The sequence below is a fragment of the Empedobacter sp. ULE_I140 genome (assembly GCF_053482575.1).
Genome location: NZ_JBQMTX010000001.1, coordinates 1,830,399 through 1,848,929 on the forward strand (window position 1 = coordinate 1,830,399; position 18,531 = coordinate 1,848,929).

At 31.8% G+C, this 18,531-nt stretch carries 21 protein-coding genes; 16 read left to right on the plus strand and 5 right to left on the minus strand.

The window, feature by feature from the left end; all coding sequences use genetic code 11:
* Positions 1 to 44: 44 nt before the first annotated feature.
* The 10 genes from ACTS9J_RS08680 to ACTS9J_RS08725 all read left to right on the plus strand — a co-directional run bounded on the left by ACTS9J_RS08680 (position 45) and on the right by ACTS9J_RS08725 (position 6,250).
* Positions 45 to 578 (plus strand): STM3941 family protein, encoded by a 534-nt coding sequence (locus ACTS9J_RS08680; protein WP_221855062.1) that lies wholly within the window; start codon positions 45 to 47, stop codon positions 576 to 578.
* A 27-nt stretch (positions 579 to 605) separates the two neighbouring features.
* Positions 606 to 1,913: a DEAD/DEAH box helicase gene (locus ACTS9J_RS08685; protein ID WP_180906721.1), complete on the plus strand. Its 1,308-nt coding sequence runs from the start codon at positions 606 to 608 to the stop codon at positions 1,911 to 1,913.
* Positions 1,914 to 1,925: 12 nt separating this feature from the next.
* Entirely contained in the window at positions 1,926 to 2,222 is a 297-nt protein-coding gene (locus ACTS9J_RS08690) for a Dabb family protein (protein ID WP_221855064.1), read from the plus strand.
* Between the two features lie 119 nt (positions 2,223 to 2,341).
* On the plus strand, positions 2,342 to 2,596 hold the full coding sequence (locus ACTS9J_RS08695) for a type II toxin-antitoxin system Phd/YefM family antitoxin (RefSeq protein WP_221855065.1): 255 nt from the start codon (positions 2,342 to 2,344) through the stop codon (positions 2,594 to 2,596).
* Positions 2,597 to 2,854, plus strand: coding sequence for a Txe/YoeB family addiction module toxin (locus ACTS9J_RS08700; protein ID WP_221855067.1), 258 nt, complete (start codon positions 2,597 to 2,599; stop codon positions 2,852 to 2,854).
* A 136-nt stretch (positions 2,855 to 2,990) separates the two neighbouring features.
* Positions 2,991 to 3,752, plus strand: coding sequence for a type I methionyl aminopeptidase (gene map / locus ACTS9J_RS08705; RefSeq protein ID WP_115000652.1), 762 nt, complete (start codon positions 2,991 to 2,993; stop codon positions 3,750 to 3,752).
* Positions 3,753 to 3,758: 6 nt separating this feature from the next.
* The gene (locus ACTS9J_RS08710; protein ID WP_125350083.1) at positions 3,759 to 4,058 is read left to right on the plus strand and encodes a hypothetical protein; all 300 of its coding nucleotides are present in this window, start codon (positions 3,759 to 3,761) and stop codon (positions 4,056 to 4,058) included.
* A gap of 216 nt (positions 4,059 to 4,274) precedes the next feature.
* Positions 4,275 to 4,847: a YceI family protein gene (locus ACTS9J_RS08715; protein WP_221855071.1), complete on the plus strand. Its 573-nt coding sequence runs from the start codon at positions 4,275 to 4,277 to the stop codon at positions 4,845 to 4,847.
* A 27-nt stretch (positions 4,848 to 4,874) separates the two neighbouring features.
* Positions 4,875 to 5,693, plus strand: a complete 819-nt coding sequence (ygiD, locus tag ACTS9J_RS08720; protein WP_221855074.1) for a 4,5-DOPA-extradiol-dioxygenase — start codon at positions 4,875 to 4,877, stop codon at positions 5,691 to 5,693.
* Between the two features lie 38 nt (positions 5,694 to 5,731).
* Positions 5,732 to 6,250 (plus strand): YceI family protein, encoded by a 519-nt coding sequence (locus ACTS9J_RS08725; RefSeq protein WP_125350085.1) that lies wholly within the window; start codon positions 5,732 to 5,734, stop codon positions 6,248 to 6,250.
* A gap of 53 nt (positions 6,251 to 6,303) precedes the next feature.
* On the opposite strand, the gene ACTS9J_RS08730 is transcribed toward ACTS9J_RS08725, so the two are convergent.
* On the minus strand, positions 6,304 to 7,767 hold the full coding sequence (locus ACTS9J_RS08730; RefSeq protein ID WP_221855076.1) for an alanine/glycine:cation symporter family protein: 1,464 nt from the start codon (positions 7,765 to 7,767) through the stop codon (positions 6,304 to 6,306).
* A 230-nt stretch (positions 7,768 to 7,997) separates the two neighbouring features.
* Positions 7,998 to 10,340, minus strand: coding sequence for an ATP-dependent helicase (locus tag ACTS9J_RS08735; RefSeq protein WP_312133485.1), 2,343 nt, complete (start codon positions 10,338 to 10,340; stop codon positions 7,998 to 8,000).
* A 195-nt stretch (positions 10,341 to 10,535) separates the two neighbouring features.
* Between ACTS9J_RS08735 and ACTS9J_RS08740 the strand changes: the two genes are divergently transcribed.
* Complete coding sequence (locus tag ACTS9J_RS08740; protein WP_038331681.1) at positions 10,536 to 10,988, plus strand: Fur family transcriptional regulator; 453 nt, start codon at positions 10,536 to 10,538, stop codon at positions 10,986 to 10,988.
* Between the two features lie 61 nt (positions 10,989 to 11,049).
* Here the strand turns inward: ACTS9J_RS08740 and ACTS9J_RS08745 are convergent, their stop codons facing one another.
* Positions 11,050 to 11,970, minus strand: coding sequence for a Dyp-type peroxidase (locus ACTS9J_RS08745; protein WP_221855080.1), 921 nt, complete (start codon positions 11,968 to 11,970; stop codon positions 11,050 to 11,052).
* A gap of 196 nt (positions 11,971 to 12,166) precedes the next feature.
* On the opposite strand from ACTS9J_RS08745, the gene ACTS9J_RS08750 reads away from it, so the two are divergent.
* From ACTS9J_RS08750 to ACTS9J_RS08765, 4 genes are all read left to right on the plus strand, one after another.
* On the plus strand, positions 12,167 to 13,045 hold the full coding sequence (locus tag ACTS9J_RS08750; protein WP_448353131.1) for an IS982 family transposase: 879 nt from the start codon (positions 12,167 to 12,169) through the stop codon (positions 13,043 to 13,045).
* A 158-nt stretch (positions 13,046 to 13,203) separates the two neighbouring features.
* Entirely contained in the window at positions 13,204 to 14,877 is a 1,674-nt protein-coding gene (locus tag ACTS9J_RS08755; RefSeq protein ID WP_448353132.1) for an OstA-like protein, read from the plus strand.
* Positions 14,878 to 14,916: 39 nt separating this feature from the next.
* A complete protein-coding gene (locus ACTS9J_RS08760) occupies positions 14,917 to 15,468 on the plus strand; it encodes a hypothetical protein (protein ID WP_291048466.1) in 552 nt (183 codons plus the stop codon).
* Between the two features lies 1 nt (position 15,469).
* The gene (locus ACTS9J_RS08765; protein WP_125349464.1) at positions 15,470 to 16,657 is read left to right on the plus strand and encodes an aspartate aminotransferase family protein; all 1,188 of its coding nucleotides are present in this window, start codon (positions 15,470 to 15,472) and stop codon (positions 16,655 to 16,657) included.
* 42 nt (positions 16,658 to 16,699) lie between these two features.
* Here ACTS9J_RS08765 and ACTS9J_RS08770 read toward each other — a convergent pair whose 3' ends face one another.
* Together ACTS9J_RS08770 and ACTS9J_RS08775 are read right to left on the minus strand one after the other, a co-directional pair.
* Positions 16,700 to 17,131, minus strand: coding sequence for a hypothetical protein (locus tag ACTS9J_RS08770; RefSeq protein ID WP_448353133.1), 432 nt, complete (start codon positions 17,129 to 17,131; stop codon positions 16,700 to 16,702).
* Positions 17,132 to 17,182: 51 nt separating this feature from the next.
* Entirely contained in the window at positions 17,183 to 17,467 is a 285-nt protein-coding gene (locus tag ACTS9J_RS08775; RefSeq protein ID WP_353655960.1) for a class I SAM-dependent methyltransferase, read from the minus strand.
* Positions 17,468 to 17,585: 118 nt separating this feature from the next.
* Here ACTS9J_RS08775 and ACTS9J_RS08780 point away from each other — a divergent pair, with 118 nt between their 5' ends.
* Positions 17,586 to 18,500 carry a helix-turn-helix domain-containing protein gene (locus ACTS9J_RS08780; protein WP_125349466.1) on the plus strand — a complete coding sequence of 305 codons (915 nt, stop codon included), beginning with the start codon at positions 17,586 to 17,588 and terminating at the stop codon, positions 18,498 to 18,500.
* Positions 18,501 to 18,531 lie beyond the last annotated feature (31 nt).

Sequence of the window (18,531 nt, forward strand, 5' to 3'; positions counted from 1 at the left end):
TTTAATTAAGATTAAAATCTATATTTTTGTAAAAACAAAATCAATTGAATTCAGTTAAAGTTTACGCAAAACAAACAAGCAATTGGGGATTATTATTCGGTAGTCTTTTATTTTTTGCTTGTTCAATTTATTTATTTCTAAACGCCAATCAAGTTAATTCTCCGCAAACTGCAAAAATTTTAAGCGGAGTTTTATTTGTTCCAAGTTTACTATTCATCATCGTTTCAATCAAAAAATTGATGAAAAAACAATTGATTTTATTGATTGATAAAAAAGGAATTGTTTACAAACCTACGGATCATTTGAATTATATTGAATGGGGAAAAATTTTAGAAATTGAAGAACTGAAATTGCCTCGCCAACGTGTCATTAATATAAAAATTATTGATGCAGACGATTTTATCCATAACGAAACGCAGAAATTCTTACAAGCACGTATGAGATTTTGGAATAAAATGTATGGCGCTGTTGTTTCGTTTGACGCAAATACTTTAGATAAAAATCACTTCGAAATCATGAATCTTTTTGATGAATTTATGGAAGATTATAAGATTTCTACAGCTTCAAAAAATGATTAATTCGAAAGAATAGACTATTTTTGCAGCATGCAAATCGATTTACTTTATAAAAATTTGGGCATCAAAGATATGAATGCAATGCAACGTTCAGCATTCAAAATGTCCGAAAATCAACGAGATTTAATTTTATTATCACCAACAGGATCTGGTAAAACATTGGCGTTTTTATTTCCGACTTTAAGAGATTTAAATCCAGATGTAAAAGGTGTTCAAACCTTAATTTTAGTTCCTGCGCGTGAGTTAGCTTTACAAATCGAAACAGTTTTCAAATCGATGAAGTCTGATTATAAAGTAACGTGTTGTTATGGAGGTCACAATACAAAAGTTGAGCAAAATACTTTGTTAGAAGCTCCAGCTGTATTAATTGGGACTCCAGGACGTATTGCGTATCATTTGCGTAACGAAAATTTTGATCCTTCGACTGTTCAAACTTTAATTTTAGACGAGTTTGATAAAGCGTTAGAATTAGGTTTTCAAGAAGATATGAGCTTTATTGTAGAGCAACTTTCTGGTTTGAAACAACGTATTTTGACTTCTGCTACAGAAATGGAAAATATTCCAGAATTTGTTGGATTGAATGACGAAAAAATTGTGAGCTATCTAAAACAAATCGAGGTAAAGCCTGATTTACATATGAAAGTGGTTAACACCATTTCAGAAGAAAAATTGGATACTTTATTTAATTTGATTTGCAAAATTGGAAGCAAACGCATGTTGATTTTCTGTAATCACCGTGATGCTGTCGACCGTATTAGTAATTTGTTGCATGAAAAAGGAATTGCGCGTGAAAGTTTTCATGGTGGAATGGAACAAGACGAACGCGAACGTGCGTTACTGAAATTCAGAAATGATTCGGTTCGAGTTTTAATTACAACAGATTTGGCTGCGCGTGGTTTGGATATTCCAGAAGTAGATTCGATTATTCATTATCAATTACCTGCAAAAGAAGCCGCTTTTATTCACAGAAATGGACGTACAGCACGTATGAATGCGAAAGGTTTTGTGTATTTAATTATTAGCAATGAAGAACATTTTCCGTTTGTAAATGAAAATTTACCTGTCGAAAATTTAGGTGGAACATATAAGATTCCAGAACGTACACCTTACCAAACGATTTATATTTCTGCAGGAAAAAAAGACAAAGTAAACAAAGTTGATATTGTTGGATTTTTGTTCAAAAAAGGAGGTTTAGAAAAAAACGATGTCGGAATTATTGAGGTAAAAGATACCACTTCGTATGTTGCGATTAACCGTAAAAAAGTTCCGGACTTATTGAAAAAATTGAACGGTCAAAAAGTAAAAAATAAGAAAGTAAAAATGCAAATTGCATATTAAAAATAGAATTTTATGTTAGCACACCACGTACTATTTTGGTTAAAAGATGACGCTACAGAAGCTGAAGTGAATACATTTCATCAAGCTTTGAAAGATTTAGAACCAATTGCTCCTTCAGTATTTTTTCATGTTGGAACACCAGCAAATATCGAAAGAGATGTTATCGACGCTTCGTATTCGTTTTCTTTGTTTGCAGCTTTCGAAACGATGGAACAATTTGAGACGTATCAAAAACATCCACAACATATCGAGTTTTTGAATGGTCCAAATAAATTAGCAAAACGAGTATTAATCTATGATGCAGATTAATCGTTAGAAAAATATAACCTTAAATCCGTCATTTGACGGATTTTTTTATTTTCTAAAACTTTATAAATCAAGTTTATTTATAATTAATTATACTTATTTTTGTACAAAATATTGTACATATGTTGATAACAAATATTTCTGAATTTAGAAAAGATATTAAAGAATATTTTGATCGTGTGACGAATAATTTTGAAACATTGATTATTAATCGTGGAAAAAATTCTGGTGTTGTTATTATGTCATTAGAAGAGTATAATTCGCTAATGGCTACGAATCATGAGCTTTCTTCTCGCAAAAATGAAGAGCGTTTGGATGCTGCAATTGAGAAATTAAAAACTCAGAAAACGTTTACAAAGGAGTTAATTGAAGAATAGATGAAAATCGTTTTTGTTGATGAATCATGGGAAGATTATTTGTATTGGCAAAAAACAGATAAATCTAAATTGAAAAAGATCAATGAATTGATTAAAGGTATTGCTCGAAATCCTTTTGATGGTCTGGGGAAACCAGAAGCTTTGAAACATAAATATGCAGGATTTTGGTCGAGAAGAATAGATCATGAACATCGGTTAATATATCGTGTTGTAGAAGATGAAATTCAAATTGCGAAATGTCGTTTTCATTATGATTGATATACTTCTTTATCAATCAACAATATAATCTATCATACAATAATCACGAATTTCTATCAAAATAAGCAAATAATCGTTACAAATACCCGTAAATTTGCAAATGATTTCTGAAAAGGAAATCAATAGAATTTAAGCAATGATTATAGAGACAGAAGAAGAGTTAATCGGAATGAAAAAAGTCAGCGAAGCTGTAGCCGTTACTCTTAAAGAGATGAAAGATTATGTAAAACCTGGAATGTCAACAAAAGAATTGGACGATTTTGGTGCGAAGATTATGCACAAATTTGGTTGCAAATCAGCTCCTTTCGAGACGTATCAATTTCCTGGTTATACTTGCTTAAGCGTGAATGAAGAAATTTGTCACGGAATTCCAAGAGCCGATAAAATTTTGAAAGACGGAGATGTGATTAATATTGATGTTTCTGGAGAATTAGGTGGTTTTTGGGCTGATAATGGAGGTTCTATTGTTGTTGGAGAAGATGTGAATGGTTATCAAAAAATTGTTGATGCATCTATTTCTGCGCTTCAAAAAGCAATTGCGGCTGTAAAATCTGGAGTTAAAATCGCTGATATTGGTGGAATTATTGAGAAAGAAGCAAAAAAACATCATTATCATGTGATTGAGAATTTAACTGGTCATGGAGTAGGGCGTTCATTGCACGAAGAACCATTGGATTTGATGAATTTCAGAGACCCTGATGATAAACGTCGATTCCGTAAAAATTCAGTTATTGCATTGGAAACTTTTATTTCAGAAAATTCTTACGAAGCAATTGAGCAAGCGGATGGTTGGACAATGATAGGAAATGCACCTGGCGTTTTTGCACAACACGAACATACTGTTTTGGTTACTTCTGAAGGTCCTATGATTTTAACGCACATGAATGGTAATTGGTAAAATTATATGAAGAGAAACGAATATATTAAAGTAGACCGCGAAGTGGTCAAAAAAATGAGCGAAGATATTCAGGCTTATTTAACAGAAAATAAGTTGGAACGTGTAAAAACTAAGGATATGATGCCTTTCTTAATTGAAAAAGGATATTTTCCTCACGACCGTAAAAAAGGATATCCTTTGCGTCAGATTCTAACAGATTTGAAAAAATCGGAAGAATTACATTTATTACCGCAAGCATTTCCAGAATATTTGGAAATCGAGAATAAAAAAACATCTACCTACTGGTATTTTAGTCCAGTAAAATAATATTAAACACTTCTATTGAAGTGTTTTTTTTATTGCTAACAAATTCAAAATCTTTACTTTTTGGAATATTAATTGATACAATTTGATCGTTTATTAGATGAAAAATCAAGCTTTTTAATTTCTTATCTTATGTCAATGAAATCTCGCTGATGACTGAGCTAAATTTGTCCTATCAAAATAAATAATTAATTAAAAACAATCAAATAATCATTCGTTATGAAAAAATTATTATTCACGTTAATGTTATCAGCAGCTTCAATGTCTGCATTTGCTCAAAATTATACAAATGATAAAGCGCACTCAAAATTAGGCTTTTCTGTTTCTCACATGACAATTTCTGATGTTGAAGGACAATTCCAAAATTTTGATGTTCATTTAAACTTTACAAAAGAAGATTTAAGCGATGCAAAATTTCATGTAGTTGCAGATATCAATTCAATCAATACAGGAGTTGAGGCACGTGATAATCATTTAAAATCAGCAGATTTTTTCAATGCAGCAAAAAATTCAAAACTAGAATTCTCTTCAAAAGGAATTACACGTGTTAAAGGAAATCAATTTAAAATGGTTGGTGATTTAACATTAAACGGAGTAACTAAACCAGTTGCATTAAAATTAGTTTACAACGGAAGCATCAACAATAACGGAGTTAAAACGTACGGATTTACAGTAAAAGGAAATGTAAAAAGAAGTGATTTTAACATCGGTGGTAATTTCCCAGAAGCTGTTGTAGGTGATGTTGTTACATTAACATCAAACTTAGAATTTTCAGCTTCAAAAGCTAAATAATAATAAATAAAATATATTATAAAAATCGTGGATTTCAATACGTTAAAATCAATTACTTCAAGTTTTTCTACAACTGATAAAATGCCAGTTTTATTTTTAGGACATGGCTCTCCGATGAACGCAATCGAAGAAAATATTTTTGTAGAAGGATGGAAGAAGATTGGAAAAACAATCCCAAAACCAAATGCGATTATTTGTATTTCGGCACATTGGGAAACGAAAGGAACTAAAGTTACGGCTTTAGAACAACCCAAAACGATTCACGATTTTTATGGTTTTCCGCAAGCTTTATTCGATGTTGAATATCCAGCGCCAGGAAGTCCAGAATTAGCAACAGAGGTCAAAAATTTAATTAAAACAACAGAGGTTGATTTAGACAAAATGTGGGGATTTGACCACGGCTCTTGGAGTGTGATTAAATTTTTGTATCCAGAAGCAGATGTTCCGATGATAGAACTGAGTTTGGATGTTTATAAAACGCCAAAAGAGCATTACGAATTAGCGAAGGAATTAGACGCTTTGCGTAGTAAAGGGATATTAATAGTAGGAAGTGGGAATGTTGTACACAATTTGAGAGCATTAAATTGGAGCGAGCCAAATGCTGGTTATGATTGGGCTTATGAAGTGAATGATACATTCAAGAATATTGTTCAAACAGGTAATCACGACGAATTGTTCAATTTTGTACAAAAAGGTAGCGCATTTAATCTTGCTGTCCCATCTATGGAACATTATTTGCCAGCTATTTACGCATTAGCATTACAAGGAAAAGAAGAGGAGCTAACACTTTTTAATGATAAACTAATTTATGGATCATTAGGAATGTTATCATTCAAAATAGGATAAATAAAATCAATTTAAATAACAAATAAAAACAAAACATTATGGCAACAAAATGGAATTTAGACCCTTCTCATTCAGAAGTCCAATTTAAAGTAAAACACATGGTAATTTCTACAGTAACAGGAAATTTTGATCATTTCAATGCTGATGTAGAAGCTAATTCAGATGATTTTTCTGATGCAAAATTTGAATTTGATGCAAAAGTAGATTCAATCAATACAAAAAATGCAGATCGTGATGGACATTTAAAATCAGCTGATTTCTTTGCTGCTGAGCAATTTCCAGAAATGAAATTTGAAAGTACTTCAGGTATTCAAAACGGAAAAATTAATGGAACTTTAGAAATTCGTGGTGAAAAACAGCCAATTACATTAAATGCAGATTTTGGTGGAGTTATCACTGATCCATGGGGATTACAAAGAGCTGGATTCGAATTTTCAGGAGAAATCAACCGTAAAGATTACGGATTAGGATGGAGCCAAGTAACAGAAGCTGGAGGATTAGTGGTTTCTGATAAAGTAAAATTATTGGTGAATTTAGAGTTTACTCAAGCCCAATAATCATAATTTTTAATAGCAAAAAAACCACTTCAAACGAAGTGGTTTTTTTTGTGTTATTTATTTTTGTTCTCCCAAAAAGTAGCATTTTTAATTCCGATTTCTGTAGGATTAAAATCAGGATTTTTAATTCCTTTTTTACGTTTGTCTTTATAATCTTTCCAGACCTTAAGCCCAACTCCGCTTAATAATAAAATAGCAATAATATTTACCCAAGCCATCAGACCAACACCAATATCTCCAATTGCCCAAGCAGTTTCAGCAGTTTTGATTGTTCCGTAATACGTAGCACCTAAAAAACAAATACGTAAAATCCATACATATACTTTTCTATTTCCTTTCTTGAAAATGTATGTAATATTCGTTTCAGCATAATAGTAATAAGCCATAATCGTTGTAAAAGCAAAGAAAAACAAAGCAATCGCAACAAAACTATTTCCGAATGAAGGAAAATGACTTGAAACAGCTGCTTGCGTAAAACCTGTATAATCTACTCCAGGAAGATTTTGAGTAATGAAACTTCCCGCTTTTTCTGGGTGATTCACATTGTATTTTCCTGTAAATAAAATCATAAAAGCAGTTGCAGTACACACAAATAATGTATCGATGTAAACAGAAAAAGCTTGTACCAAACCTTGTTGTGCAGGATGGTTTACTTCCGCAGCCGCAGCCGCATGAGGAGCAGTTCCTTGACCAGCTTCGTTAGAATAAATTCCACGTTTTATTCCCCAAGCAATTGCAGATCCAAAAACACCACTATAAAGTGATTCTTGATTGAAAGCTGATGAAAAAATTAATCGTAAAACTGATGGAACTTGATGGATATTCATTCCAATAATAATGATTGCCATTAAGATGTAAGCGCCTGCCATAAAAGGAACGATAAATTCAGAAGCTTGTCCCAAACGTTTTACACCTCCAAAAATAATCAAGGCTAATAATCCAATAATGACGAATCCTACAATGTTGATTGGAATTCCTACAAAATTATAAATAGGAATATCAAACGCGTTATTCAAAGCAGATGAAATACTATTCGACTGAACGCCTGGTAATAATAATCCACAACTCATAATTGTAATGATTGCAAACAAAACCGCGTACCATTTGATTCCTAAACCTTTTTCGATGTAGTATGAAGGACCTCCACGATATTCTCCATCGATTTCTTGCTTGTAGACCTGTCCTAATGCAGATTCTATGAATGCAGATGCACTTCCTAAAAATGCGATAAACCACATCCAAAAAATTGCTCCAGGGCCTCCCATTGCGATTGCGGTTGCAACACCAACAATGTTTCCGGTTCCGACACGACCAGAAATTGCTAAAGAAAAAGCTTGGAAAGGAGTGATTCCTTTGTCCGATTTTTCGCCACTAAATAGCAAGCGAACCATGTCTTTTATGTAGACTATTTGTAAAAATCCGGTGCGAATAGAGAAGTAAATTCCTGTTAAAGCGCAAAGTCCAATCAAGGCATATGACCAAACGTAGCTACTTATTAGATTGATGATATCATCCATTTGAGTAAAAAATTTTGTTCTTGTGTTTATTTGTGGTGCTAAAATGCTAAAAAAATCTTAATTATAAGATTTAATCTGTTTATTTATTCGAAAAAATAAATACAAGCAAGAATTTTATTCTAAATTTTGAAGATATATTATTTAAACCTTTAGTTTGATAAAAGGTGTGTAATTGGTTAAATACAAATAAAAAAGGTTGCAAATTACTGTAACCTTTTTCTGTTTTTTTATTATGATCGAATGATTTTTAGTTTTGCAAAATTTAAGAGTAATTTTTTTTCTCCTGCATTATCAAAATGAATAATTGCTTTCATATCTGATGGTTCTCCTTGCAAATCTTTCACAATTCCTCGTCCAAAACGATCGTGAACAACAACTTGACCAACTTGCAAACCTTGTGCATTTGCTGTTGATGAAGCGTTACTTTTTGTTTGATTTACTGGTTTGAAATTTGACCTTGGTTGAGCTGGTTCTACACGAGCTCTTGGATTTGGTCTTGCAACTGATTTTTCTCGTTGTTGATAGTTTTGTGGTGTTGGTTCATCTCCAAATAAATCAGCCGATAATCCACTATTATTAGAAGCTCTTGCAGAAATATTCAGATTTTTCCATTCTAAGAAACTATCATCAATTTCTTCTAAGAAACGAGAAGGTTCACAATCGATAATTTTTCCCCAACGAAAACGTGAAACAGAATAGGTCATATAAGCCACTTTCTCAGCGCGTGTTAAGGCAACATAAAATAAGCGACGTTCTTCTTCTAATTCAGCGCGCGTGTTAACACTCATCATAGAAGGGAAAAGATTTTCTTCTAAACCTGCAATAAATACAACAGGGAATTCTAAACCTTTTGCTAAGTGGACCGTCATCAAATTGACCTTATTATCGTCATCTTCTTCGTTATCCGCATCAGTTGCCAAAGCAATATTTTCTAAGAAACCACCTAAAGAAGCATCTCCTTCGTCTAATTGTTGTTGTTCTTCGACATAACCTTGGATCGAATTTAACAACTCTTGAACGTTCTCTAAGCGAGAAACACCTTCTGGTGTAGAATCTTCTTTCAACGCATTCAACAATTGTGTTGTTTTAGCCATTTCCATTGTTACTTCATACACATCATGTGATTTTAGCATCACTTGGAAACGCTTAATCATCAACACAAAATCATTCAATTTGTTTGATGTTCCTGCATTTATTCCAATGGTTGGAGCATACATCGCAATATTTTCAATCAAAGAAAATAAACTAATTTGATGTTGATCTGCCGCAACCAAAAGTTTTGAAATAGTCGTTTGACCAATTCCACGTGCCGGATAATTGATTGTTCGCAATAAAGCTTCTTCATCATTTTGATTAATCAATAATCGCATATAACCAACCATATCCTTAATCTCTTTGCGTTGATAGAAAGATGTTCCGCCATAAACACGGTACTGAATTCCTCTTTTTCTCAAGGCTTCTTCTAACGCACGAGATTGTGCATTGGTACGATAAAGAATAGCAAAATCTTTTGGTTGAAGATGTTCATTTATCTGTCTTTCCCATATCTGCGTTGCAATATAACGCGCTTCATCAGCATCAGAAAGTCCACGATAAACGGCTATTTTTTCACCAGTTTCATTCGCAGTCCAAACATTTTTTTCTAATTGATCTTGATTTTGTTTGATAATCTGATTCGCAGCTTCCACAATCATTTGCGTCGAACGGTAATTTTGTTCCAATGGATACAATTTCGCATCAGGATAATCGGATTTGAATGATAAAATATTTCGAATATTTGCACCACGGAAAGCATAAATAGATTGCGCATCATCACCAACTACACATAGGTTTTCGTAACGAGAAGCCAATGCTTTTACAATCAAATATTGAGAATGATTGGTATCTTGGTACTCATCTACCATAATGTATTTGAAACGTTCTTGATATTTTGCTAAAACCTCAGGAAAACGCGTCAAAATTTCGTTGGTACGCAACAATAAATCATCAAAATCCATTGCACCAGATTTGAAACAACGATCTACATAAGCTCTGTAAATATCACCCATTCGAGGGCGCATTGCTTCATTATCTGCTTCAATTAAAGCTTGATTATTGTGATAAGCTCTAACTGTAATCAAGTTATTTTTGTATTGAGAAATACGTCCCAAAACTTGTTTTGCTTTGTAAATATCTTTATCTAAATGCATTTCGTTAATAATCTTTGTCATTACAGAAACTGCATCTTGTTGATCGTAAATTGTAAAATCTGATGGATAACCTAAAAGCGGAGCTTCAACACGTAGAATACGCGCAAAAACAGAGTGGAAGGTTCCCATCCAAAGTGCTTTTGCATTCGCTTCACCAACCACATGTCCGATACGTTCTTTCATTTCTCGGGCAGCTTTATTGGTAAATGTTAAAGACAATATATTGAAAGCATCAACTCCTTTATTTAGTAAATGAGCAATGCGATAAGTTAACACTCTCGTCTTTCCAGAACCCGCACCCGCAATTACCATTACTGGACCTTCGGTAGCTTCTACAGCCAAACGCTGTGGTTCGTTCAGTTTTTCTAAATAATTTTCTTCCATCGTGTGCAAAGTTAACCTTTGTGGTGTAAAGGATAAAATAATTTTGAAAGATTATACGTTTTCTTATATAGATATATTGTTAATTATACGTTGTTATAAAGATTTACTATCAAGAGATAGAAAAAACGTACGAATTGAAAGTTGTTTCGTTACATTGATAAGGAAATATTCTGTATATTTACACAAATTTTTTATATGACAGACGAATCAGTAAAATCAAGTAATTACGAAATAGTAAAGCAAGTGTTTACGAATTTCTTGGAAGACAATGGACATCGTAAGACACCTGAACGTTATGCTATTTTAGAGGAAATTTATTTTACAGATGATCATTTTGATATTGATATGTTGTATATCAAAATGAAAAATAAGAAATACCGCGTTAGTCGTGCTACTTTATACAATACTATCGAGCTTTTGATGGAAGCAAAATTGGTGCGTAAACATCAGTTTGGAGATCAACAAGCGCATTACGAAAAATCATATTTCGACAAAAATCATGACCATATTATTTTGTCTGATACAGGAGAAGTATTGGAGTTTTGTGATCCAAGAATCCAATCTATCAAACAAACGATAGAAGATATTTTTGATATCAAAATTGATAATCATTCATTATATTTTTACGGAACTCGTAAGAATAAATAACCTTGATTTTATAAAATCAAAAGACCTTTTACGATTTCGTAAAAGGTCTTTTTTGTTATTTTTAATTAGAAAATTGATCTAATAAATCAAAAGAAGGAACAAAAAATAAAGTTCCAGTTTTGGCTTTACTAAAATCTAATATTCGATCATAGTTTCCGATAGGTTCACCAATAAACATACGTTCTAACATTTCTTCTACAATGCTAAACTTTCTGGCATAAGCGATAAAATAGGTTCCCATTTCATTTGTCGACATATTTCCAAAAGGCATATTATCCCGAACAATTTTTTTGTCATCTCCAACATTTGCTAATGCAGAATGTGAATTCGAGGGTTTTTCATCGTCATTCATTTCAATATCATCAACTTTAGATCTTCCAATTACTTTTTCTTGTTCGGAAATTGGTAAATCTTTCCAAGCTTGCATATCATGAATGTATTTTTGCACAAATAAATAACTTCCATTTGTATAAGCAGAATCTTCATTACCAATCAAACCGAAATTTATTCTTTCGTCACCTTGTGGATTTTCAGTTCCATCGACAAAACCTAAAATACTACGACCATCCCAATATCTAAAACCATGAATTTCTTCTTGACAAGTTGCAACATCATTCAATAAATCAGTCAAATTAGAAACAATATCAACGCAATAGCTTTGTTGTGTAGAGCGGATATGAAAATGAATATCACCTTTTGTAGAAACGGCTTCATGCTTTTCTCCTTTAATGGCAACAAAAGGTTTTAATTCTTTCGGCAAAGGTTTTGGTAAATCTAATTTTATCCAAGCATCGTAACTAATTCCTAAAATAACGCTCGATTGCGTTTTCGGAAAACGTGTATTGGCTGAATGATTGAGATTGATAATTAAAGCGCAAAGCTTTTTGAAAGCATCTTTGTAAGTAGTATTTTCCTTGAAATTCCAAACCATAAAAATAGTATTGGTGTTTGGACTGTCTAATACATTTTGATATTGAGGCATTTAATAGATTTATAAAATTGAATATGAAGTTAAGAATTTTAAAACTGAATTTGATGAATAATCGTTATTTTTTTTGAATCAAAATATGACTTATAAATATATTATATTTAACCCGTTGTGCATTTTGATTAATAAAGAATAAAGTTGTTCATTTGATTGAAAATCAGTAAATTGTTTTAACTACAAAACATTTACAATGAACAACTTACTTGCAAATTACGAAAGAATATTGGAAGTTCTTCGAAAAATATCAAGAGATACACTTTTAATTTATCAACGTAGAAAACCTAAACTTTTTGATTTAGAACTCATAAGTCTTGTTTTAACAGCTGAATTTATGGGTATTGATAGTGAAAATCATTTATTTCGAAATCTTCCTAATGCGTTAAGTTGTAAAATTGAGCGTAGTATTTACAATCGTAGAAAACGAAGATTATCAGAGCAAATTAATAGTATTCGCCTCAAATTAGCGAAAGAATTTAATGAATTTGAAAATTGTTTTATCGTTGATAGTATGCCGTTGGAGGTGTGCAAAATAGCAAGAATTAATCGCTCTAAAATTTGCAAAGAACATCAGTATAGTGCACCAAATAGAGGTTTTTGTGCTTCTCAGCAAATGTCTTTTTATGGCTATAAACTTCATGCTGTTTGTTCTTTAACTGGTGTTTTCCAGAGTATTGATATTAGTCCCGCATCTGTTCATGATATTCATTTTTTGAAAGATATAAAATCTCAACTGTCAGATTGTGTGCTACTTGGTGACAGAGGCTATTTGTCACAAACAATTCAAATTGACTTATTTAATGAAGCCAATATTCGATTAGAAACACCGAAAAGATCCAATCAAAAAGAGTATAAACCTCAGTTTTATCCATTCAAAAAGTATCGAAAAAGAATTGAAACGTTATTTTCTCAACTATGTGATCAGTTTATGATTAGACGAAATTATGCAAAGACTTTCGAAGGATTTAAAACCAGAATTTTAGCTAAAATTACTGCACTTACTGTGGTTCAGTACATTAATAAAACATACTTTAATCGAAATATTAATAATCTAAAAACCCAAATTATTTAAAATGCACAACGGGTTATATTGATTAAAATATTATGATAATTTTAAGTATTCAAGCTCGTTTAATCGTAATAATTAATTTTTAGGACTAAAAAATTAATACTAATTTTGGCTAACACTTTTTTGAAGTGAAATAGAGATTAAATAAAAATAATAAGTAATTGTTAATTAATTATATAGATAGAAATAAAACAGGTTTGAAAGTTGCTTTTTTACTTTCATGTTTTATAACGATAAGTGTTTTTGCGCAACAGAAACCTAAAAAAGAAAAAGTTAATCTAAGGCATGCTGATTTAGTAGAACATGATCCGAAACGTTTTGAGGGAAATGATTTTTTATCAGGAAATGTTGTAATCGAATATAAAGGTGATGTAATTTCGGCTGATAGTGCGGTTTTGTATCGTGATAAAAACTTGGCTGTTGTTTGGTCGAATGCACGTTTGGTGAGCAAAGACAAAACAATTACGGCGCATAAAATGGAGTATGACGGAAACACAACAATTGCAAAAGCTTTCAAAGATGTGGTGTTGACTGATCCAAGTTCTCGTATTACGGCAGATTATATGGATTATAATCGTACAACCGAGATTGCGACTGGTATTGGGAAAGTAGAAGTGAAGACACCTACGCAACAAATAAGTTCTGAGAAAATGATTTACGAACGATTGACAGGAAATATTATTGTAAATGATACTTACAAAACAATTGGTTCTGATGGAACTTTAGTCGAAGGACGAAATGTTGTGTATAATGTAAAGTCTAAATCGGCAAATTTTGGTTCAGAAGTTTTTATTACGAATAAAGATTATACGATTTATTCGAGAAAAATGACGACGAATGATATTACGGGAATTACAACTTTCCGCGATTATTCTAAAATTACACGTCGAAATGATCCATCACAATATATCATTACTTCGGATGGAGATTTTAATAAAAAAACAGGTGAAGCTTGGTTAAGAGGAAATTCAAAAGTTTATTATCAAAACAAAACGTTGACGGCTAAAAAACTTTATTTCAACGATAAAACAGGTTTTGGTAAAGGTGAAGGCGATGTTTTTTTGGATGATCCATTAGAAAAAAGATTTTTGAAAGGTGATTACGCAGAAGCTTTTAAATACTTAGATTCGGCTTTTGTAACGAAGAACGCGTATGCTGTGAAAGCGTTTGATAAAGATTCGCTTTACATAAGTGCTGATACGTTGTTGGCGGTAAAACGTCACGATGTTGATTCGACTTCATTGGTGAAAGCTTTTCATAAAGCGCGTTTTTACAAATCGAATGCGAACGGAAAAGCAGATTCTTTGGTGTACAATCAAACTAAAGGATTGATGCAATTTTACAAAGATCCAATTTTATTTTCTGGTGATAACCAAGTTACAGGAGATTATATCGAAGCGTATACAAATGCGAAAACAGAAAAATTAGACTCGATGAAAGTGTTTAATAATGCTTTTGTGATTGCTAAAGTGGATTCGCTTGTGGAAAATGAATATCATCAAATCAAAGGAAAATATTTAACTGTTCTTTTTCAGGATGATAAAATTGATTTTATAAATGTAGAAGAAAATGCTGTCGCGTTGACGTACATGGATGATACGGATCAAAAAACGAAAGTGAAAGAACGTTATGGAGTTAATATTTCTTATTGCGGAATTATAGAAGTTGATGTTGTAGGAAAAGATGTTGAATTGGTTGCATGTCGCATAAAATCGGACGGAAAAATGTATCCATTGTCTAAATTTCCTGAAGAAATGCGTTATTTACCCGATTTTAAATGGCGAATTTCTGAACGATTAAACACTTGGCGAGATATTTTTATCGAATCGAAATAATCTTTTCATAAATTAATCGTTTAATTTCTAAAACTATAAATGAAAACTACATCTATCATATTATCTATTCTATTATTATCAAGTTGTTATACTTACAAAGCTTTTGATCCTGACGAATATGCTTTGGAAATGTCTAAAGGCAATAATCAGACGGCTAACTCTAATGAAAGAAGTCGTTCCAGAGCTGATATTGCTGAATTGAGAAGAGAACGCAAAAGTCCTAATGAAAATGCAATTAGTTCATCTCTTTCAGAAAGTAAAGAAAAATTAGCTGCATTAAAAGCTAAAAAACAAGAGAATAAAGAAGAGAAAGTAGCGATAGATCCTTCTACAATTAATATTTCGGATGTTATCAAACCCGATCAATTTTATAAAGTAGATGCGCAAGGAAAAGAATATACAATAGAGGCAAAGCAATGGAAAGCTGATACCTTATATGCTGTTGTAAAAGGAACAGAAAAAGAATTGAAGTTTCATAAAAATGATATTTCATCGTTCAAAATAAGAAAATTTTCGAAAGGTAAATCAGATGCTCTTACTGTTGCAGCGTATGCAATGGGCGGTGCAGCTGTGCTTTTTTTATTAAAATAAAATGGGAACATTAAAAGAAGGATTTTTCAAATATCAGGCGCAAACAACAAATTTTGCATCTGGTTTTGAAGTCGATTACGCAAAGGGCTCTTATATCTATGGAAAGGATGGAAGAGCCTATCTTGATTTTGTGGCTGGCGTTTCGGTGAATACACTTGGACATAGCCATCCGCGTATCAATCAAGCGATTATAGATCAGGTAAACAAATATATGCATGTCGCTGTTTATGGTGAATATGCGCAAGAAAAACCAGTCGAATTATGCAAGCGATTGGTTGATTTAACACCAGAAGGATTGGATCAAGTTTATTTGGTGAATTCTGGAACAGAAGCGATTGAAGCTTCGCTTAAATTAGCGAAACGTTTTACAGGTCGTCGTCAATTGATTTCTTTTCGTAATGCCTATCATGGGAACACACATGGTTCATTAAGTGTTTCGGGTGATGAACGTAAGAAAGCTGCTTTCCGACCATTGTTACCAGAAGTTTATTTCATCGATTTTAATAACGAAGAAGATTTACAAAAAATTACCAAAGAAACGGCTGGTGTTATTGTAGAAAGTATTCGTGGTGCTTCTGGTTTTAGATTACCAGAAAATGATTTCTTTATCAAGTTGAAAAAGTGTTGCGAAGAAGTTGGTGCATTATTGATTATGGACGAAATTCAGCCAGGATTTGGACGTACAGGGAAATTGTTTGGTTTCGAGCATTTTGGAGTTGTACCAGATATTGTGGCAATGGGAAAAGGCATGGCAAGCGGTTTACCTGTTGGTGCGTTTATGACTTCTGATAAAATTATGAGTTCTCTTAAGCAAAATCCTCAATTGGGACATATTACGACTTTCGGAGGAAATCCTGTGATTGCAGCTGCAGCTTTAGAATTACTAAATGTTATAGAAGATGAGAAATTAATGGATGATATTGATCGTAAAGAACAATTGTTCAGAGAAAATCTTCAGCATCCAAAAATTAAGAAAATTCACGGAAAAGGCTTGATGTTAGCTCCTGAGTTATCTTCTCCAGAATATACGTTGCGCGTTCAGCAAGAATGTATGAATAGAGGCTTGATTCTTTTCTTTTTGATGTATAGCATCGAGAATTTACGAATTACACCGCCAATTAATATTTCGGATGAAGATATTATAAAAGGTTGTGATATCTTAAAATCTGTATTAGACGATTTAGATTAAATTTTAATAAACAAAAGAGAATCATAATTGATTCTCTTTTGTTTAACTTTTTCTTCCATATAACAATATTCTCTTAAAGGAATAAATTGCAGGAAAAGTCTTATAATATTTCTTAATTCTCGTTTTAAATTCTGTCGTAAATAATTCTTGTTGTTCAGTCGTTAAACGTTCCATATAAGGAATCAAGGCAGAACCAGAAATGAAATTATAAAATTCTGTTTCGTCATTTCCGTAAATTGGATAAACTTTCATGCTGATGTTCAAATCCTTCAATCCATTATCAAACATGATTTTCGCATAATCATCTATCGTTAACATAGGTGAATCTCGATGAAAATTATTCAAATAATCCGCAAAAGGTTTTTCTCGTGCTAAATCACTCAAAATAACATTCAATACATTATCTTTTTGACAAGGCATTTGCACCGCAAATTGTCCATTAACATTCAGTTTTGAGATTAATTTAGGAAACAATTCTTCATGATTATCCGACCATTGTAACGCTGCATTACTAAAAATTAAATCCTAAGTTGTATCTGAATTTGCAAAATTTTCAATCGTTTGTTGTTGAAATGTAAGATTGGCTAAATCAAATTCTTTTGACTTTTCAAGCATTTCCTTAGAAGAATCAATTCCTAAAAAATTAGCGTGTTCAAATTTATTAGCAAGAATTGCTGTTTGTTCGCCAGTTACACAACCTACATCTATGCAATTTTTCAAATTATTAGTAGAAATTAAATCCGCTAAATCATAAAAAGGTTGATAACGAATATTTTTGAATTGATTATATCGTTCGGGATTCCAAGGCATTTTATTAAGTTTTGAATGTGATTAAAGTTAATGAAATTTTATAATATTTATGATTAATATAGATTTTAACATATAATTATTCTAAAATGTCGTTTATTTGAATTTTGTAAGAATAAAGATGAGTCAAGAATTAGAAACTATTGCAGATTATTATAATAAAATTAGTTTAGAACAAGCCGAATTGATGAATTCTGCTAACTTTGAACACGATAAAGCGCATTTTAATATTTCTTTGCGCAAATATTGTAGTTTTAAAAGTCCATATAGTCGGCGAGATTATTACAAAATCAGTTTGTTGATTGGTGAAGGAATTTTTAAATATGGAAATAATGAAAGATATATTTCTAAACCAGTTTTATTTCTTCCATCTCCGCATATTTCTTATACTTGGGAATGTAAATCGAGTTTGCAAGAAGGTTATTTTTGTTTATTCAATCAACAATTTTTTTCTGAAAATAAAGAGTTTGATGTCTTCAAAAAAACATCTTTGTTTAAAGATTGGAGTTCTCCTTTTATTGAGATTTCGGATGAACAATTGCCTTTGATTTTGTCTTATTTTCAGGAAATGTATCGTCTTAATCAATCCAATTATCAATTGAGATATTTTAGTATTCGTAATCATTTATCTGCTATTTTTCATTATGTTCTAGAACAAAAAGTTGATGAAATACATGCGGTTGAATTGCCATCAAATGTGAGATTGTATAAGAAGTTTGATGAATTATTAAATAAACAATTTCCACTAGATTCACCTGCTCATCCACTTATTTTGAAAACACCAGCTGATTTTGCAACGAAATTAAATATTCATGTAAATCATCTCAACTCATCTGTGAAATCTGTAACAAAACAAACAACGACACAAATTATTAAACAGAAAATAGTTGAAGAAGCTAAAAACCTGTTGTTGTACACTGATTGGGATATTGCGCAAGTTGGTTATACATTAGGTTTTGAGGAACCTGCTCATTTTAATAATTTTTTTAAAAAACATACTTTAACTTCTCCATTAAAATTTAAACAAGAAAATTAATTTATTTGATTTTTGTAATTTTTTATTTGTC